Raw genomic sequence first — 16,687 nt, forward strand, 5'->3', positions numbered from 1 at the left:
CCGGAGCGCGCCGACCGCGCGCAGCCGGTCGACCTGTGCGAAGCTGGCCCACGTGCGGGGAGAACGCGTAGACTGCGCCCATGCGCCGTCACGTCTTGCTCGCCGCCGCCGTCGCTCCGATCCTCGCCGTGACCGCAGCCGTCTCTGTGCCAGGCTGCGGTGAGGAGTTCGAGAACATCTGCGCGTTTCTCAAGGATCCGAACAGCTGTTACCAGACGTTCCACGTCGAGACCGACGCCCGGTGCGCGGTGCCGCGCGGGGGGGACGCGCCGACAGGCAAATTCGCCAGCCGAGAGACCCTCGACGTCTGCTTCCTGACCAGCGGCGGTCAGGTGGTGTTCGATCCGCCGCTCGATCTTGCGGCGTTCCCTCCGAAGAGCCTCACGTTCAAGCGCCTCGACGCCCAGGCGCAGGAATGTGGCTCATTCACGTTCTCGGGGGACTTCAACTATTCGGTTTCGATTGCCTGCAACCAGGACGACGTGGATGCCGGCGTCGCGAGCTGCCCTGAGGCCGGTCCCGCGGAAGACGGAACGGTCGCGGTGCGCGGGACAGTCGCCGCCACGACACCTGAGGGCCGCGACACGCTCGACGTGAGCTGCGCAGACGGCACGTCTCACCACTTCAACCGGCTCGACGCCGAAAGGAAGTGCCCGGAGTACGCGCAGCTGCTTCCGAGGGCGGTGCTCAGGACGAGCCTGGGCAACCAACCGCCTCCGGATGCCGGCCCGGCGGCGCCAGACGGCTTTGAGGGCTTCATCTCCTTCAGCGTCCACTACCCGCCGCGCGAGGCTACCCCGAACGCCGAGGGGGAGCTTGACGCGGACACCGCGGCTGAGGTGGTGGAGTATTTCTACTGCGAGTTCCCGCCGCCTCCGGCGCTCTGCTTCAACGGCGTCAAGGACGGCCCGGAGACCGACATCGACTGTGGTGGAACGCTCTGCGAAGGGCGGTGCGGTGATGGCCAGGCGTGCGTCGTCGAAGATGACTGCGCGGCGGAGCTGGAGTGCGGCCTCGTGGACGGCTTCTCCAAGTGCAAGGCCCCGGAGCCGGTGGACGACGGCGCGGGCGGCGCGGGCGGCGTAGGCGGCGCAGGCGGCGCAGGCGGCGCAGGCGGACAGTAAGCTCCGCAGGACCGGGATCTGTCACGCAGCGTCCCGCCCGCCTGAGCTCACGCCACAAGCACCTTCACCACGAACGTCGTGCTCCCGAGCCGCAGCCGGTCGTTGTCGCGCAGCTGCCGGCGCTCGCCCTGCCCGAGGCGCTGCTCGTTGACGAAGGAGCCGTTGCGCGAGCCGTCGTCCTCGATGAAGACCTGGCCCGTCGTCGGGTCCGCATGGACCGACGCGTGCCGCGACGAGGCGCTCGCGTCGGCGAGCCCGATCTCCGTCGCCGGATCCGCCCCGGCGCGCCCCACCTGGGTGCGGCCGCTGTAGATCGGCCAGAAGCTGCCCCCAGGGTCGTTCTGGAACGTCACGATGAAGCCCACGAGCACGCGCGACGGCTGCGCCGTGACCGGCTGCACCACGCCCGGCACCGCGCCCTGAACGACCGGCGGCGCGACGATCGCCGGCGCTCTGCCCTGCGCCGCCGCAGGCACCCCGCCCTGCATGAGCGGCGGCGGCGCGACCCCTCCGCCCTGCACCATCGGCGGCGGCGCGACCCCTCCGCCCTGCACCATCGGCGGCGGCGCGACCATCCCCGGCGTCCCCGCCGGCACGACCATCGGCGGCGGCGCCACCCTCTGCGGAGGCGCGCCGAACATGGGTGACGGCGATCCGGCCTGCTGCCCCATCGCGCCGCCCATGGCAGCGCCGGGCACCATGCCCTGGATCGGCGACCCGAGCGGCGGCTGGGCGGGCGTGACACCCGGCGCGTTCATCGGAGGAGACGAAGGTTGCGACGTGAGCCCCGCCGAGGGAGCAGCACGCGCCCAGGGAGAGACAGGGAAGGCAGCGTCCGCGCCGCCGGAGAAGGGGACGCCGCCCCCCGGCGACGCAGTCGCCGGGTGACCGCCGCCCATCCCGACCTGAGGAGGAGGAGGATAGGCACCCTGCCCGCCGCCCATCGCGCCGTAACCCGGGGATACCGGCGGCACCGCGCCGCCATAGCCGGAGACGACCGGCTGCCCCGGATAGCCCGGCGGGCCGGGCGGAGCATAGGCGCCAGCCCCCCCCTGCATCGGCGGCAGCGGCGCAACCGCGGAGGCTGAAGGCGCTGCGCCGGCCACGCTCGCACCGCACATCGTGCAGGCTGCGTCGGTCTCCTTGAGCATCCACGCGCAGTTCGGACACGGCCTCATGCGATGACGAGGCTACCGATTCGCTTGACTTCCGTCGAGACGAAAGGCCGACGGCGGCAGCGAGGCGGCCCGCCGCAGCGCGACCCTCATGACGAAAAAAGGCGCCGCGCGTTCAAGCCGCGCGGCGCCCTGGAGACACAGATCGCTCAGCGATCGATCCGTGGATCAGTTGCTGGCGATCGAGCTCTTGTCCGACTTCTCGAGCTCCTTCTTCTCACCGTCCTTCGACTCCTCGGTCACGGGCGCGGGCTCGGGCAGCCGCTCGAGCGCGGCCTCCAGGACCTGCTCCATCCGGCTGACGAAGAAGAACTGCAGCTCGTCCACGACCTCCTTCGGGACCTCCTCGAGATCCGCCCGGTTGCGCTCGGGGACGATGATGCGCTTGATGCCGGCGCGGTGCGCCGCCAGCACCTTCTCCTTCAGGCCGCCGATCGGGAGCACCCGACCGCGGAGCGTGATCTCGCCCGTCATCGCGACGTCGTGGCGGACCTTGATCCCGGTGAGGAGCGAGACGAGCGCGGTGAACATCGTCACGCCCGCGCTCGGCCCGTCCTTGGGCATCGCGCCGGCGGGGATGTGGATGTGCAGGTCGCTCTTCTCCAGGAAGTCCTTCGCGATGCTGTACATCGACGCGTTGCTGCGCACGAAGGACAGCGCCGCCTGCGCGGACTCCTTCATCACGTCGCCGAGCTGGCCCGTCAGCTGGAGCTTGCCCGTGCCGTACATCCGCGTCGCCTCGATGAAGAGGATCTCGCCGCCGACGCTCGTCCACGCGAGGCCCGTCGCGACGCCGCTCTCGGCGGTGCGCTCGGCGACCTCGCTCGTGTACTTCGCCGCGCCGAGGAACTCGTGCAGGTCGTCCTCGTTGTCGACGCGCCGCTTCTGCGTGTCGCCCTCCGCGACCTTCACCGCCACGCCGCGGATGACGCCCGCGATCTGCCGCTCGAGCGAGCGGACGCCGGCCTCACGCGTGTAGTGATCGATGATCTCCTCCAGCGCCTTGTCGGTGACCTCGAGCTGCTCGGTCGTGAGCCCGTGCTCGGACAGCTGCTTCGGGAGCAGGTGCTGCCGCGCGATCGCGAGCTTCTCCTTCCGCGTGTAGCCGGGGATCTCCAGGATCTCCATGCGGTCGCGGAGGGGCGGCGGGATCGGATCGGCCACGTTCGCGGTCGCGACGAACATCACGTGCGACAGGTCGTACGGGATCTCCAGGTAGTGATCCGCGAACGTGTTGTTCTGCTCCGGGTCGAGCACCTCGAGCAGCGCCGCCGAGGGGTCGCCCCGGAAGTCGTGCCCGATCTTGTCGACCTCATCCATCATGAAGACCGGGTTGATCATCCCCGACTTCTTCATGCCCTGGATGATCTGGCCAGGGAGCGCGCCGACGTAGGTCCGCCGGTGGCCGCGGATCGCCGCCTCGTCGTGCACGCCGCCGAGCGAGACGCGGTGGAACTTGCGGCCGAGGGCGCGCGCGATGCTCCTGCCGAGCGACGTCTTGCCGACGCCGGGCGGCCCGAGCAGGCAGAGGATCGGGCCCTTCTTGTCCTGCTTCAGCTTCCGGACCGCGAGGTACTCGAGGATGCGCTTCTTGACCTTCTCCAGGCCGTAGTGATCCTCGTCGAGCACCTTGCGGACGCTCCCGATGTCGAGGTTGTCCTGCGTCGACTGCGTCCAGGGCACGTCGAGGATCCAGTCGAGGTACGTCCGCACCACGGTGTACTCGGCGGACCCGACCTGCATCGTCCGCAGCCGCTTCAGCTGCTTCTTCGCGACGGTCTCCGCCTCGGTCGGCAGGTTCGCCTTCGCGATGCGATCCTCGAGCCCGTCGAGGTCGCCCTGATCGCCGTCGTCCTCGCCGAGCTCCTCCTTGATGGCCTTGAGCTGCTGGCGGAGCACGTACTCGCGCTGGTTCTTGCCCATCTCCTCCTTGATCTGGGAGTTGATGCGCTCGCGCATCTTCAGGATCTCCAGCTGCCGCGTGAGCAGCCGGAGCACCTTGCGGATGCGCTCCTTGACGTCGATCGTCTCGATGAGCTGCGCCTTCTCCTCGACCGGCGCGTCGAGGTTCGCCGCGACGAGATCGGCGAGCGCCCCGGGCGCCTGGATCGAGTCGATGAGCGAGCCCGCCTCGCGCGGGAGCTCGGGCATCAGCTGGATGACCTGCTTGGCGATGTCGCGCAGGCTCATCGCGAGCGCCTCCGCCTCGACGTCCTCCGTCACCGGCTCGTCCATGCGGCGGATCTTGGCGCGCAGGTACGGCGCGTGGGCCGTGACGGTGTCGAGCCGGATCCTCGTGAGGCCCTGCAGGATCAGCGAGTAGTTGCCGGAGCTGTGCTTGAGCGCCTTCAGCACGCGCGCGGCGCAGCCCACCGGGTACAGGTCCTCGGCGCCGGGATCGTCGGTCGACGGATCGCGCTGGGCAAAGATCGCGATGACCGGGCCGGGGAGGTTGTCGACATCCTCGACCAGCGCGACCGACTTCTCGCGGCCGACATCGAAGGGCGCAACGGCGCCCGGGAACAGGACCGCATTGCGGATCGGCAGGACCGGCAGCTCGTCGCCGAAGACGACCTCTTCGTCGGAGCGCGGCGGCATCGGCGGGTTCTTTTTCTCGGACATGGCGATCTCCTCTAGGCACCCGACCGGGGGAGGTAAACCCCTTGATCAACCTGCGGCCGGTCCGCGCGGTCGACGCGTGCCCCGGTCATCCTGGCTTGCATCCAGACGGATGCGGATGGTGCGACGCGGAGCCCTGCTGGCAGCTCTGTTGGAAGACAGCCCGCGAGGCTACTGGAGCTCACCATAGACACGGCGCATGCCGCGTGCCACAGCCCTGGCCATTTTTTTGAATGAGGTTACTCTGCGGGTCAGCTCCGACCTGCAGCGCTCGCCTGTCAGGCGACATGACGGCGCGGCGCGGCGTCCCCCGCGGCGGAGGAGAGGCAGCAGCGCCAGCCTCGCCCTCGCGCCGCCGAGTCGCGCCACCTCCGGCCGCGCGGCGCGGCCTGGCCGCGGCGGCGACCGGCACGGAGCGACACCGGAGCCCTCGCTGAACGATGATCGATCCCCTGCTCGGCCTCGGCGCGCTCGCGCTCGCGATGCTCAGCCTGCCAGCGGCGCCGTCCCTCGATCCAGGGCCCAGCCCGGCGTGCCCGGCGGACATGCGGCTCGTCACCGGCACCCACCATGACGACGTCCAGCACGTCTGCGTCGAGCCGGTCAAGACCGGCAAGGCCACCCACTGCTTCGCGTACTGGGAGGGCATCACCGCGGAGGAGGGGCCGACCACCGAGATCTCGGCGTGCATGGACCAGTTCGAGGCGCCGAACCAGCGGGGGGCGAAGCCGCTCGTCATGCAGTCGTTCGAGATGGCGACCGCGTGGTGCGCGGCGCGCGGCAAGCGGGTGTGCGCCGAGCAGGAGTGGGAGCTCGCGTGCGAGGGCCCCGAGCGGCGCCCCCTCGTCTACGGCTGGCGCGTGGACAGGACGGTCTGCAACAGCGGCAAGGCGTGGCGGCCGGTCGACGAGCGGAAGCTCGGCGCCTCCGGCGAGGTGGCGCGGCGCGAGGTGGAGCGGCTCTGGCAGGGCGCCCCGAGCGGCTCGTACCCCGGGTGCGCCTCGTCCTTCGGCGTCTTCGATATGATGGGCAACGTCGAGGAGTGGGTCGCCTCGCGCCGCGGCCGCCGGTGGTCGGGCGCGCTCATGGGCGGCTTCTGGGCCAAGCCCTGGACAGGCTGCCGCGGGACGAACGACGCGCACGATCCGAAGTTCGTGTTCTACGAGACCGGCTTCCGCTGCTGCGCCGATCCGCGCGGCGCGGGGTCGGACGCGCGCAGCGGGCCGCCGGCGCCTCCGCCCTGAGCCCGCCGCGGGCCGCGGCGAAGCTCGCGCGACCGAGGAAGGAAGAAGGCGCCGTGCCGGGGCGCAGCTCCTGCTAGAGCTAGCGCGTGCGCGCGCTCTTCTTCGGTACCCCCGCCATCGCCGTGCCCTCGCTCGAGGCGCTCGCGTCGATCGCGGACGTCGTCGGCGTCGTCTGCCAGCCGGACCGGCCAGCCGGCCGTGGGCTCGAGCTGAAGGCGCCGCCGGTGAAGGTGAAGGCGAGCGAGCTCGGTCTGCCGGTCGTGCAGCCCGAGAAGATCCGCACGCCCGAGTTCGCCGCGTGGGTGAAGGACGCCGCGGCGGACGTCGCGCTCGTGATCGCCTACGGGCGCATCCTGCCGAAGGCGGTGCTCGATGCGCCGCGGCGCGGCTGCATGAACCTGCACGCGTCGATCCTGCCGCGCTACCGCGGCGCGGCGCCGATCACCTGGGCGATCGCCGGCGGCGAGGCCGAGACGGGCATCTCGCTGATGCAGATGGACGAGGGCATGGACACCGGGCCGATCTTCACGATCCACCGGACGCCAATCGGCCCCGCCACGACCGCCGACGAGCTCGCGATCGAGCTCGGGGAGCTCGCGGCGCGCGTCGTGCGCGAGGACCTCCGCCGCGCGGCGGGCGGCGAGCTCGAGGCGACGCCGCAGGACCACGCGGCGGCGACGCACGCGCCGCTCCTGAAGAAGGAGGATGGGCGCGTGCGGTGGGATCGGGGCGCCCGGCAGATCCACGACCACATCCGGGGGATGACCTCGTGGCCGGGCGCCTTCACGACCCTCGAGGGCAAGACGCTCAAGGTGCTCGCTGCGCGCGTGGAGAGCGAGACCGACAGCGGCGGGGCGCCGCCGGGCACCGTGGTGATGGCCGGCCGCAGCGTCGTGATCGTCGCCTGCGGCGAAGGCGCGATCCAGATCCTGCGGGCGCAGGCCGAGGGGCGGAAGCCGCTCGCGGCGGCGGACCTCGTCGCCGGGCGGACGCTGCAGACCGGGATGGTGCTCGGCCGCTGAGCGGCGCGCGGCCCGACGCCGGCGCTACGGCCCGACCGGGTGCCAGATCGTCTTCATCTCGACGAACCGCTCGATCCAGCGGGGAGACGTCGCCGCCCCATCGTCGAACCACTCCGCCTCGCCGAGCGAGCGGGCGCGCACCCGCTTGACGCTCGCCGCGGCCGCCTCCTCGAGGCGCTTCGCCAGGGCCGCGTCCACGCCGTGAAGATCGAGCGCGGCGACCTCCATGTGCGCGGCGAGGTGCGGCAGCACCTCCGCGAGCTGGCCGGTGAGGAGGTTGACGACGCCGCCCGGGAGATCGCTCGTGGCGAGCGCCTCGCCGAGGACGAGGGCGGTGCGCGGATCCGCCTCGCTGGCGAGCACGACGCAGGTGTTGCCGGCGGTGATCACCGGCAGGAGAGCGCCCGCGAGGCCGAGGAGCGCCGGGCGCGGCGGCGCCGCGATGACGACGACCCCCATCGGCTCGGGCACCGTGAACGTGAAGTGCGGGCCGGACACGGGGTTCAGGCTCGAGAAGAGGCTCTGGTACTTGTCGGCCCAGCCCGCGTAGGCGACCGCGCGATCGATCGCCGACACGACCTCGCGCTCCGCGGCGCCGGCGTCGAGACCGCCGCGCTCGAGCGAGGCCGCGAGCTCCGCGCGCCGCGCCTCGAGCATCTCGGCGAGGCGGTAGAGGATCTGCCCGCGGTTGTACGCCGAGCGCGACGACCAGCCGCCGAGCGCGCCGGCCGCCGCGAGCACCGCGTCGCGCCCGTCCTTGCGCGAGGCGCGCGGGATGTTCTCGACCGCGCCCGCGCCGCTGTGATCGCGCACCTGCGTGTACCTCCCGGACTCGGAGCGCACGAACGCGCCGCCCACGAACATCTTGTACGCCTTGCGCACGCCGACGCGCGCGCGCGCCTCGCCGCCGCCGCTGTCCTGGTTGCCGAGCGCCATCAGTCCACCTCGAGGTAGGCGAGCAGCCCCTGGCGCCCGCCCTCGCGGCCGAAGCCGCTCTCCTTGTAGCCGCCGAACGGGGAGCTGGGGTCGAGCTTGTTGAAGGTGTTCGCCCAGACGACGCCGGCGCGGAGGCGCTGCGCGACCCAGAAGCTCTTCGAGCCCTTGCTGGTCCAGACGCCGGCCGACAGCCCGTACATCGTGTTGTTCGCCTTCTCGATCGCCTCCTCGGGCGTGCGGAAGGTCAGGATCGAGAGCACCGGGCCGAAGATCTCCTCGCGCGCGATCCGGTGCGACTGCGCGACGCCCGTGAAGAGCGTCGGCGCGAACCAGTAGCCGCGCTGCGGGAGCGCGCAGCTCACCGAGAAGCGCGCGGCCCCCTCGCGCTCCCCCGCCGCCACGAGCTCCTGGATCTTCTCGAGCTGCGCCCGCGAGTTGATGGCGCCGACGTCCGTGTTCTTGTCGAGCGGATCGCCGACGCGCAGGGTCGCCATGCGCTCGCGCAGCTTGAGGAGGAGGGCGTCGTGGACGCTCTCCTCGACGAGGAGGCGCGAGCCCGCGCAGCACACGTGGCCCTGGTTGAAGAAGATGCCGCCGATGATCCCCTCGACCGCCTGATCGAGCGGCGCGTCCTCGAACACGATGTTCGCGGCCTTGCCGCCGAGCTCGAGCGTGAGCCGCTTGCCGGTGCCGGCGAGCGCGCGCTGGATGCGCTTGCCGACCTCGGTCGAGCCGGTGAAGGCGACCTTGTCGACGCCGGGGTGGCCGACGACCGCGGCGCCCGTCGCGCCCGCGCCCGTGACCACGTTGACGACGCCGGGCGGCAGGTCCGCCTCCTCGATGATCTTCGCGAGGAGCAGCGACGTGAGCGGCGTCGTCTCGGCGGGCTTGAGGACGCACGTGTTGCCCGCGGCGAGCGCCGGGGCGAGCTTCCACGCCGCCATGAGGAGCGGGAAGTTCCACGGGATCACCTGGCCCGCGACGCCGAGCGGCCGCGGGTCGCGCCCCGGGAAGGCGTGCTCGAGCTTGTCGGCCCAGCCCGCGTAGTAGAAGAAGTGCGCGGCCGCGAGCGGGAGATCGACGTCGCGGGACTCCTTGATGGGCTTGCCGCCGTCGAGCGACTCGACGACGGCGAGCTCGCGCGACTTCTCCTGGAGGGCCCGGGCGATGCGGTAGATGTACTTGCCGCGCTCGAGCGGGCGCAGGCGCGACCAGTGCTTCTCGTATGCGGCCCGGGCCGCCTGCACGGCGAGGTCGACGTCCCGCTCGGAGGCCTCGGCGAACTCGCAGAGCTTCTCCTCGGTCGACGGGCTGATGCTGTCGAGGTAGCGGCCCGACTCCGGGGCGCGCCACGCGCCGCCGATGAAGAGGTCGTACCGCGGCGCGATCTTCACGTGGTCGCGCCCCTCGGGCGCCGGCGCGTAGCGCCACGCATCGCCGAACACGACGGCCGCGTCCGCGGCCGTGTCGCGCGCCGCGCTCGGTTGCCGGGGTGAGCCCCCGTCGCCGCCTGCCGCGGCGGTGCCCTTGTCGCTCATGCGGCGCACTTTACGCCGGCGGCGCCGGGTTGAACATGCGAGCGCGCCGGGGCCCGCGCCGCGCGCGCTCCCGGCCCCGCGCGGTCAGTCCTTGCTGAAATAGTCGCCGCCCTGGTAGGCGCCGGTCCGCTCCTTCTCGAGCTGCATGAGCACGTCGTTGAGGAGCGTCGACGCGCCGAAGCGGAAGAGGTCGCTCGTGAGCCAGGCGTCGCCGAGGGTCTCCTTGACCATCACGAGGTAGTGGAGCGCCTGCTTCGCCGTCCGGATGCCGCCGGCCGGCTTCATCCCGATGCGCCGGCCGGTCGCGTGCGCGTGATCGCGGATCGCCTCGAGCATCACCAGCGTCACCGGGGGCGTCGCCGCCGGGATGACCTTCCCGGTCGACGTCTTGATGAAATCGGCGCCGGCGAGGATCGCGATGCGGCTCGCCTTGCGGACGCGGTCGTAGCTCCCGAGCTCGCCGGTCTCCAGGATCACCTTGAGGTGCGCGTGCCCGCACGCCTCCTTTGTCGCGGCGATCTCGTCGTACACGGCCCGGTATTCGCCGGCGAGCATCGCGCCGCGGTCGATCACCATGTCGATCTCGTCGGCGCCGAGCTCGACCGCCTGGCGCACGTCGGCGAGCTTGACCTCGAGCGTGGACAGCCCGCTCGGGAAGGCGGTCGCCACACTCGCCACCTTGACGGTCGAGCCCTCGACCGCTCGCTTCGCGACGGGCACGAGCTTCGGATAAACGCACACCGCCGCACACGGAGGGATGTCCGCGCGCTCGTGGGGGCGAAGCGCCTTCTGACAGAGCTGATGGACTTTTCCCGGGGAGTCTTTTCCCTCGAGGGTGGTGAGGTCCATCATGGAGATGGCGAGCTTGAGGCCGGCGATCTTGGCCGGGCCCTTGATGCTTCGTTTGCCGAGCCCGGCTGCGCGCTCTTCGACCATGACCTTATCCACGGTGGGCGAAGAGAAATCGGGGTAGGTGATTCCCCTGCCCTGGCCCACCGCGCCGGGGGTGGCGCCGCTGCCGTTTCCGAAGGTCGCCATCGGTCTCGTCTCCTGTCGGCGCAAGGTATCAGAAGGGTCGGATCGATCCTACCGAGTGCGTGCTAACGTGGCGCCCTGATGAAGAGACGCTTCCCGACTGCCCTCGTTTTTGTCGTTGTTGCTGTCGTCTTTGCCTTTGTCTCGCTGCTCGCGTGTGGCGCGGCCGAGCGACCCGACGGTGGACAGGGGCTGCTTCCGGTCGGTGCGCCGGCGCCCGACGTGTTCGCCGCCGACCAGCACGGCGCGATCCAGCGGCTGTCCGACCAGCGGGGTCGGGCCGTCGTCGTGTACTTCTATCCGAAGGACGGGACGCCGGGCTGCACGGAGGAGGCGTGCGCGTTCCGCGACGCGTGGGATCGCTTCAAGCAGGCGAACGTGCAGGTCTTCGGCGTCTCCGCCGACACGCGCGAGTCGCACGAGGCGTTCGCGACCGAGCACAGGCTGCCGTTCCCGATCCTTGTCGACACCGATCACACGTGGTCCAACGCGTTCGGCGTGCCGATGCGGCTCGGGACGGTCGCGCGCGTGACCTTCCTGATCGATCCCGACGGCAAGGTCGCAAAGGTCTACCCGGACGTGGATCCCGGCGTGCACGCGGACGAGGTGCTGAAGGACGCCGCGCAGCTCACGGGCGCCGCGCTCCCGGTGGCGCCTGCGGCGCCGGGGAGCGCCGCGCCCGCAGGCGCCGACACAGCGTCGCCCGGCGCGCCGGGTGGTGCGGCCGCGCCGGGTGGTGCGGGTGCGCCGGGCGGCGCCGGTGCGGCGCCTGCGGGCGCGGCCGCGCCCGGCGCCGCCGTGCCGGTGGCGACGGGGACGGTGCTGCCCCCGGCGGCTCCTGCGGCCCCGCCCGCGAGGAGGTGACGGTGCCGGGCGCGCGGAGCACGCAGAGCGCGCGGGGGGTTGACGGGAGCACCGACACGCGAGAGCACGCGCGTGGTGCGTAGAACGTCGGACCCCTGGAAGACCAACGGGCTGGAGCTGTGCGTCCATCGCTTCCGCGACGACGGCGCGCGGCCGACCGGCCTCACGTTGCTGCTGCTCCACGGCTTCCTCGACGCCGGCAGCACGTGGGACCTCGTGGCGGAGCCGCTCGCGCGGGCAGGGCACGACGTTGTCGCGCCCGACCTGCGCGGCTTCGGCCGGAGCGCCCGCGTCGCTGCGGGCAGCTACTACTACTTCCCCGACTACATCGCCGACGTCGCGGCGCTCGTCGACGCGCTCGCGCCGGCGCGGCTCGGCGTGGTGGGCCACTCGATGGGCGGCGCGGTCGCGGTGTACTACGCGGGCGCATGCCCCGATCGCGTCGAGCGCCTGGCGCTGCTCGAGGGCATGGGGCCGCCGTCGCACGGGCCCGAGGTCGCCGTCGCGCGCATGGAGACGTGGCTGCGCGAGATGAAGGGGCTCGATCGGACGCCGCGGAGGCTCGCGTCGATGCAGGACGCGATCGCGCGGCTCGTGGCGCACCACCCGCGCGTGCCGCGCGACGTGCTGGCGACGCGCGCGCGGCTGCTCACCCGCGAGGAGCCGGGCGGCGGGCTCGCGTGGGCGTACGATCCGATGCACCGCACGACGTCGCCGCTGGCGTTCCAGGCGGAGGCGTTCGCGACGTTCCTGGAGCGCATCGCGTGCCCGACGCTTGTCGTAAGCGGCGGGCCCACCGGATGGCACCCCCCGGAGGAGGCGGCGCGGGTGGCGAAGCTCGCGCGCGCGGAGCACGTCGAGCTGCCCGACGCCGGGCACATGATGCACTGGTCGGCGGCGAGCGAGCTGGCGGAGCGGCTGGACGAGTTCTTCGCCGGCGGGGACGCCGGCGACGCGGCGGGCCAGGGGAGCGGCGAATCAGGGAAGGAGGCGAAGGAGGCGAGGCTGGTCGGGGGCGCGAATAAAAGAGCTTGACTCGGCGGGGCGAGTGGGTAATCTGCGCGCCTCCTCAACGAGAGGCGTGCCACCTTAGCTCAGTGGTAGAGCAACGGTTTCGTAAACCGTAGGTCTCGAGTTCAAGTCTCGAAGGTGGCTCAAAGGAAGAGATTGCCGGTGTGTTCGCTCGCCTGTGGGTGAGCAGGAGACACGCTGGCGTGTGGCGGGACGCGTGGCACGCGGTGAGCCGGCTGCGCTTTCGCTCGTGAAGCGGGAGCTTCGGTTGAGGAAACCGCTGCTCTACTGAGCTGCGCTCTGGAGCGCCGCCGCTGCTGGTCGTGCAGCCGCGGCCGCCTTATCGTTGGCCCATGTCGAGCGCCGCCCCGGGACGCCGCCTTGCGACGGTGGAGGACCTCCTCGCCCTTCCCGAGGCGGAGCGCTTCCATGAGATCGTCGATGGCGAGCTCGTCCAGAAGGCGATGCCGAGCCCTCGCCACGGCGCGGCGCAGGTGGAGCTCACCACGGAGATCGCCGGGGCTTACGGACCGCGCGCCCGGGGGCGCGGGCCAGGGGGCTGGGTCTTCGCGACCGAGGTCGAGAACTTCTTCGAGGAGCCGCATGTCTATCGGCCTGATGTGTCCGGATGGCGGCGCGAGCGGCTCCCTCGGCTGCCGGACCAGAGCCCCATCGCGCTCCGGCCGGACTGGGTCTGCGAGATCCTCTCTCCCTCGAACAAGCAGAACGACCTGTTCAAGAAGCTGCGCACGTACCAGCGATGCCAGGTGCCTCATTATTGGATCCTCGATCCGGAGGTCGAGGTGCTTGCCGTTTATCGCTGGACGGCGGAGGGCTACCTCCTCGTGCTGACGGCCGAAGGCCAGGAGAGCATCCGGGCCGAGCCGTTCGATGCAGTCGAGTTCTCGGTGCACAGCCTGCTTGCGGGAGATGAGGGCGAGCAGGGGGCGTAATCAGCTGACATCGCCTGTCCAACGACAAGAACGGCAAGAAACACCATAAGACCGAGCACCAACGCCAGGACGAGCCCGCAGCTCGTCCGAGAGGACGCCGCGCTCTTCGCCATCACGCCAGCCCTGGCCTGCTCCCAGGGTTCTGTCCTCGCCAACCGCTCTCTGGGTGCCATTCCCGCCATGGCAGCGGACGTCACCATGGACGCCGCAGAGTTTCAGCTCTCCCCGAAGCCTCTCGGCAGCCTCCGGCCAGAGTTTCAACTGTCCCCGGAGCCTCTCGACAGCTTCCGAGTTGAGTTTCAACTGTCCCCGGAGCCTCTCGACAGCCTCCGCCCGGGGCTTCAGCTCTCCGCGGCGCCCTGCATCGTCAGCACCAGCTTGCCCACCGTGCTGCCCGACTCGATCGCGCGGTGCGCGTCCGCGACCCGCTCCAGCGGGAACGTCGTCACCGGCGGCGCCGAGAGGCGCCCCTCGTCCACCCAGCCCGCGAGGTGGTCCATGGCCTCGCGCAGCATCTCCGTCTTGTTGAACAGGTACGAGAGGTTGAAGGCCAGCACGCTCTTGTTGTCGTTGCAGAGATCGAGCGGGTTGAAGCGGGGCATGCGGAGGAAGTCGAGCGCGAGCTTCGGGTAGCTCGGGCGGCCGCCCTGCCGCGGGAGCATCGTGTGGAAGCCGTACACGACGAGCTTCCCCGAAGGCGCCAGGTGCCGGTAGCTCTGCCGCAGCGTCTCGACCCCGTTCGCGTCGAGGACCACGTCGTACCCCTCGGGCGCGAGCCGCTCCGCCGCCGCCCAGAGCGGCTCGCTGCTCTTGTCGATCACCGCGTCGGCGCCGAGGCGCCTCGCCGTCTCGACCTTGTGCGCCGCGCCCACCACGCCCACCACCCGGCAGCCGGCGATCTTGCCGAGCTGCACAAGCGCGCTGCCGACGCCGCCGGCGGCCGAGTGCACGAGCACGACCATGCCCGGTCGCAGCCGCAGGAGCTCGAAGAGCGCGTAGTACGCCGTCATGAACACCGCCGGGAAGCCTGCCGCCTGCTCCGGGGTGAGCCGCGCCGGGAGCGGGAAGACCTGATGGCGCGGGACCACGACGCGAGAGGCGTAGCCGCCGAAGCGGACCACGCCGAAGATGGGCGCCCCCGGCGCGAGATCCGGGACGCCCTCGCCGAGCGCGGCGACGGTGCCCGCGACTTCGAAGCCGGGCGTGATGGGCCAGCCGACGTACTTCTTCGCCGACTCGTAGAGGCCCATGCGGACGACGCAATCCGCGTAGTTGACGCCCGCCGCCTGCACGTCGAGGAGCACCTCGCCGCGCCCGGGGACCGGGTCGGGGTGCTCCTCGAGGCGAAGCTTGTCGTGGCTGCCGGGCTCGTGGACGACGATCTTGCGCATGGGCACCTGCTTGGCTGTCGTGGCGTCACCACAGAACCACGGTTCGAGATGGTGACGGAGACGGCGGCTGCCGTAGTACACCGATCCGAATAGGAAAGGAAACGCGCTCCGGGGGCGCCCGAGGCACGCTCCGGACACGCTCCAGAGCAGCCCGTCCCGGTCTCGCGGTTCTTCGTGCTGCGCCGCGACGGCGGGGAGCTATTCGATCGATGTCGCGAAGATCGTGGGGAGCCTCCTCGATTTCATCAAGGAGGGCTCGGCCTCATCAGGACCATCAATTGATCTGCACCGAGCCGCCCTGGATCCGGTTCACCCCGGAGGACCGCGTGAGCAAATAGGCGCCACGAATCAGGATCTTGCCAGCCCGCGTCAGCGTGATGCTGGCCTTCCCGCACTGGAGCACGATCTCCTTCTCCGCTGTGAGCACCAGCCGCTCGCCGTCCGCCGTCGCCGTCGAGTCAGCGCGCTTCGCGCTCGCGCCCTCCCCCGCCACGTGCATCCGCCCCATCACCACCGGCCTGTCGCGCCGCCCCCCCTCGAACAGGAGCGCGACCTCCCGCCCCTCGTCCTCCGGCCCGAGCGCCGTCATCGCCCGCGCAGGAATACCCCCGCGCGCGCCGTCCCCCAGGACAGCCGCCTCGACGAGCGGATCGCCGTTGTGCCCGAATCCCACGATCCGACCCACCACAACCCCCTCGATCGGACCGGCCTTCGCCGCCTCCGCCGCCACGCGCTCCTCGTGCGCCGCCATCACCAGCTCGATCAGCCCCTCCGCGCCCTCGATCGCGCCCGCCTCTCCCTCCGCCTCGTCCGCGCCCTCCCCGCCGGCGACCACCGACTCGCCTTCCCCCTCCTCGATCAGAATCACCTCACCGCCCAGCTCCGCCGCCGGCGCACGCCCATCGTCCCTCATCGCCCTGCTCCTCTGGTCCCGCTCGCCCCGAAGCGCCCGTATCCCCCCTCCCGCCTCAGTTCACCCCCACATTGTCTCCTTCACCCCCTCCTTCGCGCTCTTCCCGATGGTCACCGTCATGTCCTTGCCCACCGTCAACGTGTAGCCCTCGTCCACGCTCGTGGACTTGCCCTTGGAGACGCTCTCCGAGCTCGATACACGGAGCTCGTGTCCAGTCCGTCGACCTGAAACAAGTGCATTGCTTCTCCCCTGTACCGTGCGCGGACGGGCCGCGGGCAGCATTCAGCCGGATGCCATCCTACGGGCGACGCTCGCGCGACCGCAATGACGACGGCCCTCGACCAAGGCGCCAACGCCGCCACGAGGAGAGAGGAGGGCCGGCCCCACCGGCAGACCACCCGCGTCCCCGAGGCCGGGCGAACGCACGAGGGGCGGCGCCGCCTGGACCTGCGCCACCACGAGAGGCGCCGGCGCCAGGTCGGCGCGGAGCGGGATCGGCGCGCCAGCGCGCGGCGCGGCCTGCGGGAGGCGGTTCAGCCGCGCGACGCCGCGCGCCTCGGGCACCGCGCGTGGCACGCTGGCTGCGCGACCAGCAGCATGATGTCGTCTCAATCTACGAGGATGCCCGCGGGCGTCGATGATGCCGACGTGCTTGCGATGGCCGTCCGCGAGGATCGGATCCTGATCACCAACTGCATGCGCGCCTCGACCTCCTCCGCCTCGGTCACGAGCGCGACCGGCAGCCGCGCGAAGCGGATTCGCCATCCGGCGTCGCTCTGACCCGCCCGATGGCGGCGAAGCTCGCGGCGACCCTGAAGGACCTGCTCGGCGAGACGATCCGACTCCGGAGCACGCGATGGAC

The 16,687-nt window shown here is 71.4% G+C and carries 14 protein-coding genes and 1 tRNA gene; 8 read left to right on the forward strand and 7 right to left on the reverse strand.

What is annotated here, in order from left to right:
- Positions 1-80: 80 nt before the first annotated feature.
- Positions 81-1,124, forward strand: a complete 1,044-nt coding sequence (locus WMF36_RS26725; RefSeq protein WP_437573591.1) for a hypothetical protein — start codon at positions 81-83, stop codon at positions 1,122-1,124.
- A 47-nt stretch (positions 1,125-1,171) separates the two neighbouring features.
- On the opposite strand, the gene WMF36_RS26730 is transcribed toward WMF36_RS26725, so the two are convergent.
- Together WMF36_RS26730 and lon are read right to left on the reverse strand one after the other, a co-directional pair.
- Entirely contained in the window at positions 1,172-2,302 is a 1,131-nt protein-coding gene (locus WMF36_RS26730) for an FHA domain-containing protein (RefSeq protein ID WP_437573592.1), read from the reverse strand.
- Positions 2,303-2,467: 165 nt separating this feature from the next.
- On the reverse strand, positions 2,468-4,921 hold the full coding sequence (gene lon / locus WMF36_RS26735; protein WP_437476544.1) for an endopeptidase La: 2,454 nt from the start codon (positions 4,919-4,921) through the stop codon (positions 2,468-2,470).
- A 437-nt stretch (positions 4,922-5,358) separates the two neighbouring features.
- On the opposite strand from lon, the gene WMF36_RS26740 reads away from it, so the two are divergent.
- The gene (locus tag WMF36_RS26740) at positions 5,359-6,162 is read left to right on the forward strand and encodes a formylglycine-generating enzyme family protein (protein ID WP_437573593.1); all 804 of its coding nucleotides are present in this window, start codon (positions 5,359-5,361) and stop codon (positions 6,160-6,162) included.
- An 86-nt stretch (positions 6,163-6,248) separates the two neighbouring features.
- The gene (gene fmt, locus WMF36_RS26745) at positions 6,249-7,184 is read left to right on the forward strand and encodes a methionyl-tRNA formyltransferase (protein ID WP_437573594.1); all 936 of its coding nucleotides are present in this window, start codon (positions 6,249-6,251) and stop codon (positions 7,182-7,184) included.
- Positions 7,185-7,208: 24 nt separating this feature from the next.
- On the opposite strand, the gene WMF36_RS26750 is transcribed toward fmt, so the two are convergent.
- From WMF36_RS26750 to deoC, 3 genes are all read right to left on the reverse strand, one after another.
- Positions 7,209-8,120, reverse strand: a complete 912-nt coding sequence (locus WMF36_RS26750; protein WP_437573595.1) for an aldehyde dehydrogenase family protein — start codon at positions 8,118-8,120, stop codon at positions 7,209-7,211.
- The gene (locus tag WMF36_RS26755; RefSeq protein WP_437476553.1) at positions 8,120-9,658 is read right to left on the reverse strand and encodes an aldehyde dehydrogenase family protein; all 1,539 of its coding nucleotides are present in this window, start codon (positions 9,656-9,658) and stop codon (positions 8,120-8,122) included. The genes WMF36_RS26750 and WMF36_RS26755 overlap by 1 nt, the downstream gene beginning before the upstream one ends.
- Positions 9,659-9,742: 84 nt before the next feature.
- Entirely contained in the window at positions 9,743-10,696 is a 954-nt protein-coding gene (gene deoC, locus WMF36_RS26760; RefSeq protein ID WP_437573596.1) for a deoxyribose-phosphate aldolase, read from the reverse strand.
- A gap of 78 nt (positions 10,697-10,774) precedes the next feature.
- Here deoC and WMF36_RS26765 point away from each other — a divergent pair, with 78 nt between their 5' ends.
- The 4 genes from WMF36_RS26765 (at position 10,775) to WMF36_RS26780 (ending at position 13,521) form a co-directional block, all read left to right on the forward strand.
- Positions 10,775-11,557 (forward strand): peroxiredoxin, encoded by a 783-nt coding sequence (locus tag WMF36_RS26765; RefSeq protein ID WP_437573597.1) that lies wholly within the window; start codon positions 10,775-10,777, stop codon positions 11,555-11,557.
- 75 nt (positions 11,558-11,632) lie between these two features.
- Positions 11,633-12,592 (forward strand): alpha/beta fold hydrolase, encoded by a 960-nt coding sequence (locus tag WMF36_RS26770; protein WP_437573598.1) that lies wholly within the window; start codon positions 11,633-11,635, stop codon positions 12,590-12,592.
- 48 nt (positions 12,593-12,640) lie between these two features.
- Positions 12,641-12,712, forward strand: a tRNA-Thr gene (locus WMF36_RS26775).
- A 209-nt stretch (positions 12,713-12,921) separates the two neighbouring features.
- Complete coding sequence (locus tag WMF36_RS26780) at positions 12,922-13,521, forward strand: Uma2 family endonuclease (RefSeq protein ID WP_437573599.1); 600 nt, start codon at positions 12,922-12,924, stop codon at positions 13,519-13,521.
- A 341-nt stretch (positions 13,522-13,862) separates the two neighbouring features.
- Here WMF36_RS26780 and WMF36_RS26785 read toward each other — a convergent pair whose 3' ends face one another.
- Positions 13,863-14,912 (reverse strand): synaptic vesicle VAT-1 family membrane protein, encoded by a 1,050-nt coding sequence (locus WMF36_RS26785; RefSeq protein ID WP_437573600.1) that lies wholly within the window; start codon positions 14,910-14,912, stop codon positions 13,863-13,865.
- Positions 14,913-15,186: 274 nt separating this feature from the next.
- On the reverse strand, positions 15,187-15,825 hold the full coding sequence (locus WMF36_RS26790) for a DUF6484 domain-containing protein (protein WP_437573601.1): 639 nt from the start codon (positions 15,823-15,825) through the stop codon (positions 15,187-15,189).
- Positions 15,826-16,149: 324 nt separating this feature from the next.
- Here WMF36_RS26790 and WMF36_RS26795 point away from each other — a divergent pair, with 324 nt between their 5' ends.
- Entirely contained in the window at positions 16,150-16,605 is a 456-nt protein-coding gene (locus tag WMF36_RS26795; protein ID WP_437573602.1) for a hypothetical protein, read from the forward strand.
- Positions 16,606-16,687 lie beyond the last annotated feature (82 nt).

The sequence above is a fragment of the Sorangium sp. So ce887 genome (assembly GCF_051521455.1).
In the GTDB taxonomy this organism is placed as follows: Bacteria; Myxococcota_A; Polyangia; order Polyangiales; family Polyangiaceae; genus Sorangium.

Bases quoted from the DNA above. Each gene is read 5' to 3' on its own strand.
- WMF36_RS26780 (WP_437573599.1), top strand. From the start codon at position 12,922: ATGTCGAGCGCCGCCCCGGGACGCCGCCTTGCGACGGTGGAGGACCTC.
- WMF36_RS26790 (WP_437573601.1), bottom strand. From the start codon at position 15,825: ATGAGGGACGATGGGCGTGCGCCGGCGGCGGAGCTGGGCGGTGAGGTG.
- WMF36_RS26785 (WP_437573600.1), bottom strand. From the start codon at position 14,912: ATGCGCAAGATCGTCGTCCACGAGCCCGGCAGCCACGACAAGCTTCGC.
- WMF36_RS26730 (WP_437573592.1), bottom strand. From the start codon at position 2,302: ATGAGGCCGTGTCCGAACTGCGCGTGGATGCTCAAGGAGACCGACGCA.
- WMF36_RS26750 (WP_437573595.1), bottom strand. From the start codon at position 8,120: ATGGCGCTCGGCAACCAGGACAGCGGCGGCGGCGAGGCGCGCGCGCGC.
- WMF36_RS26725 (WP_437573591.1), top strand. From the start codon at position 81: ATGCGCCGTCACGTCTTGCTCGCCGCCGCCGTCGCTCCGATCCTCGCC.
- WMF36_RS26795 (WP_437573602.1), top strand. From the start codon at position 16,150: ATGACGACGGCCCTCGACCAAGGCGCCAACGCCGCCACGAGGAGAGAG.
- WMF36_RS26740 (WP_437573593.1), top strand. From the start codon at position 5,359: ATGATCGATCCCCTGCTCGGCCTCGGCGCGCTCGCGCTCGCGATGCTC.
- lon (WP_437476544.1), bottom strand. From the start codon at position 4,921: ATGTCCGAGAAAAAGAACCCGCCGATGCCGCCGCGCTCCGACGAAGAG.
- WMF36_RS26765 (WP_437573597.1), top strand. From the start codon at position 10,775: ATGAAGAGACGCTTCCCGACTGCCCTCGTTTTTGTCGTTGTTGCTGTC.
- WMF36_RS26755 (WP_437476553.1), bottom strand. From the start codon at position 9,658: ATGAGCGACAAGGGCACCGCCGCGGCAGGCGGCGACGGGGGCTCACCC.
- deoC (WP_437573596.1), bottom strand. From the start codon at position 10,696: ATGGCGACCTTCGGAAACGGCAGCGGCGCCACCCCCGGCGCGGTGGGC.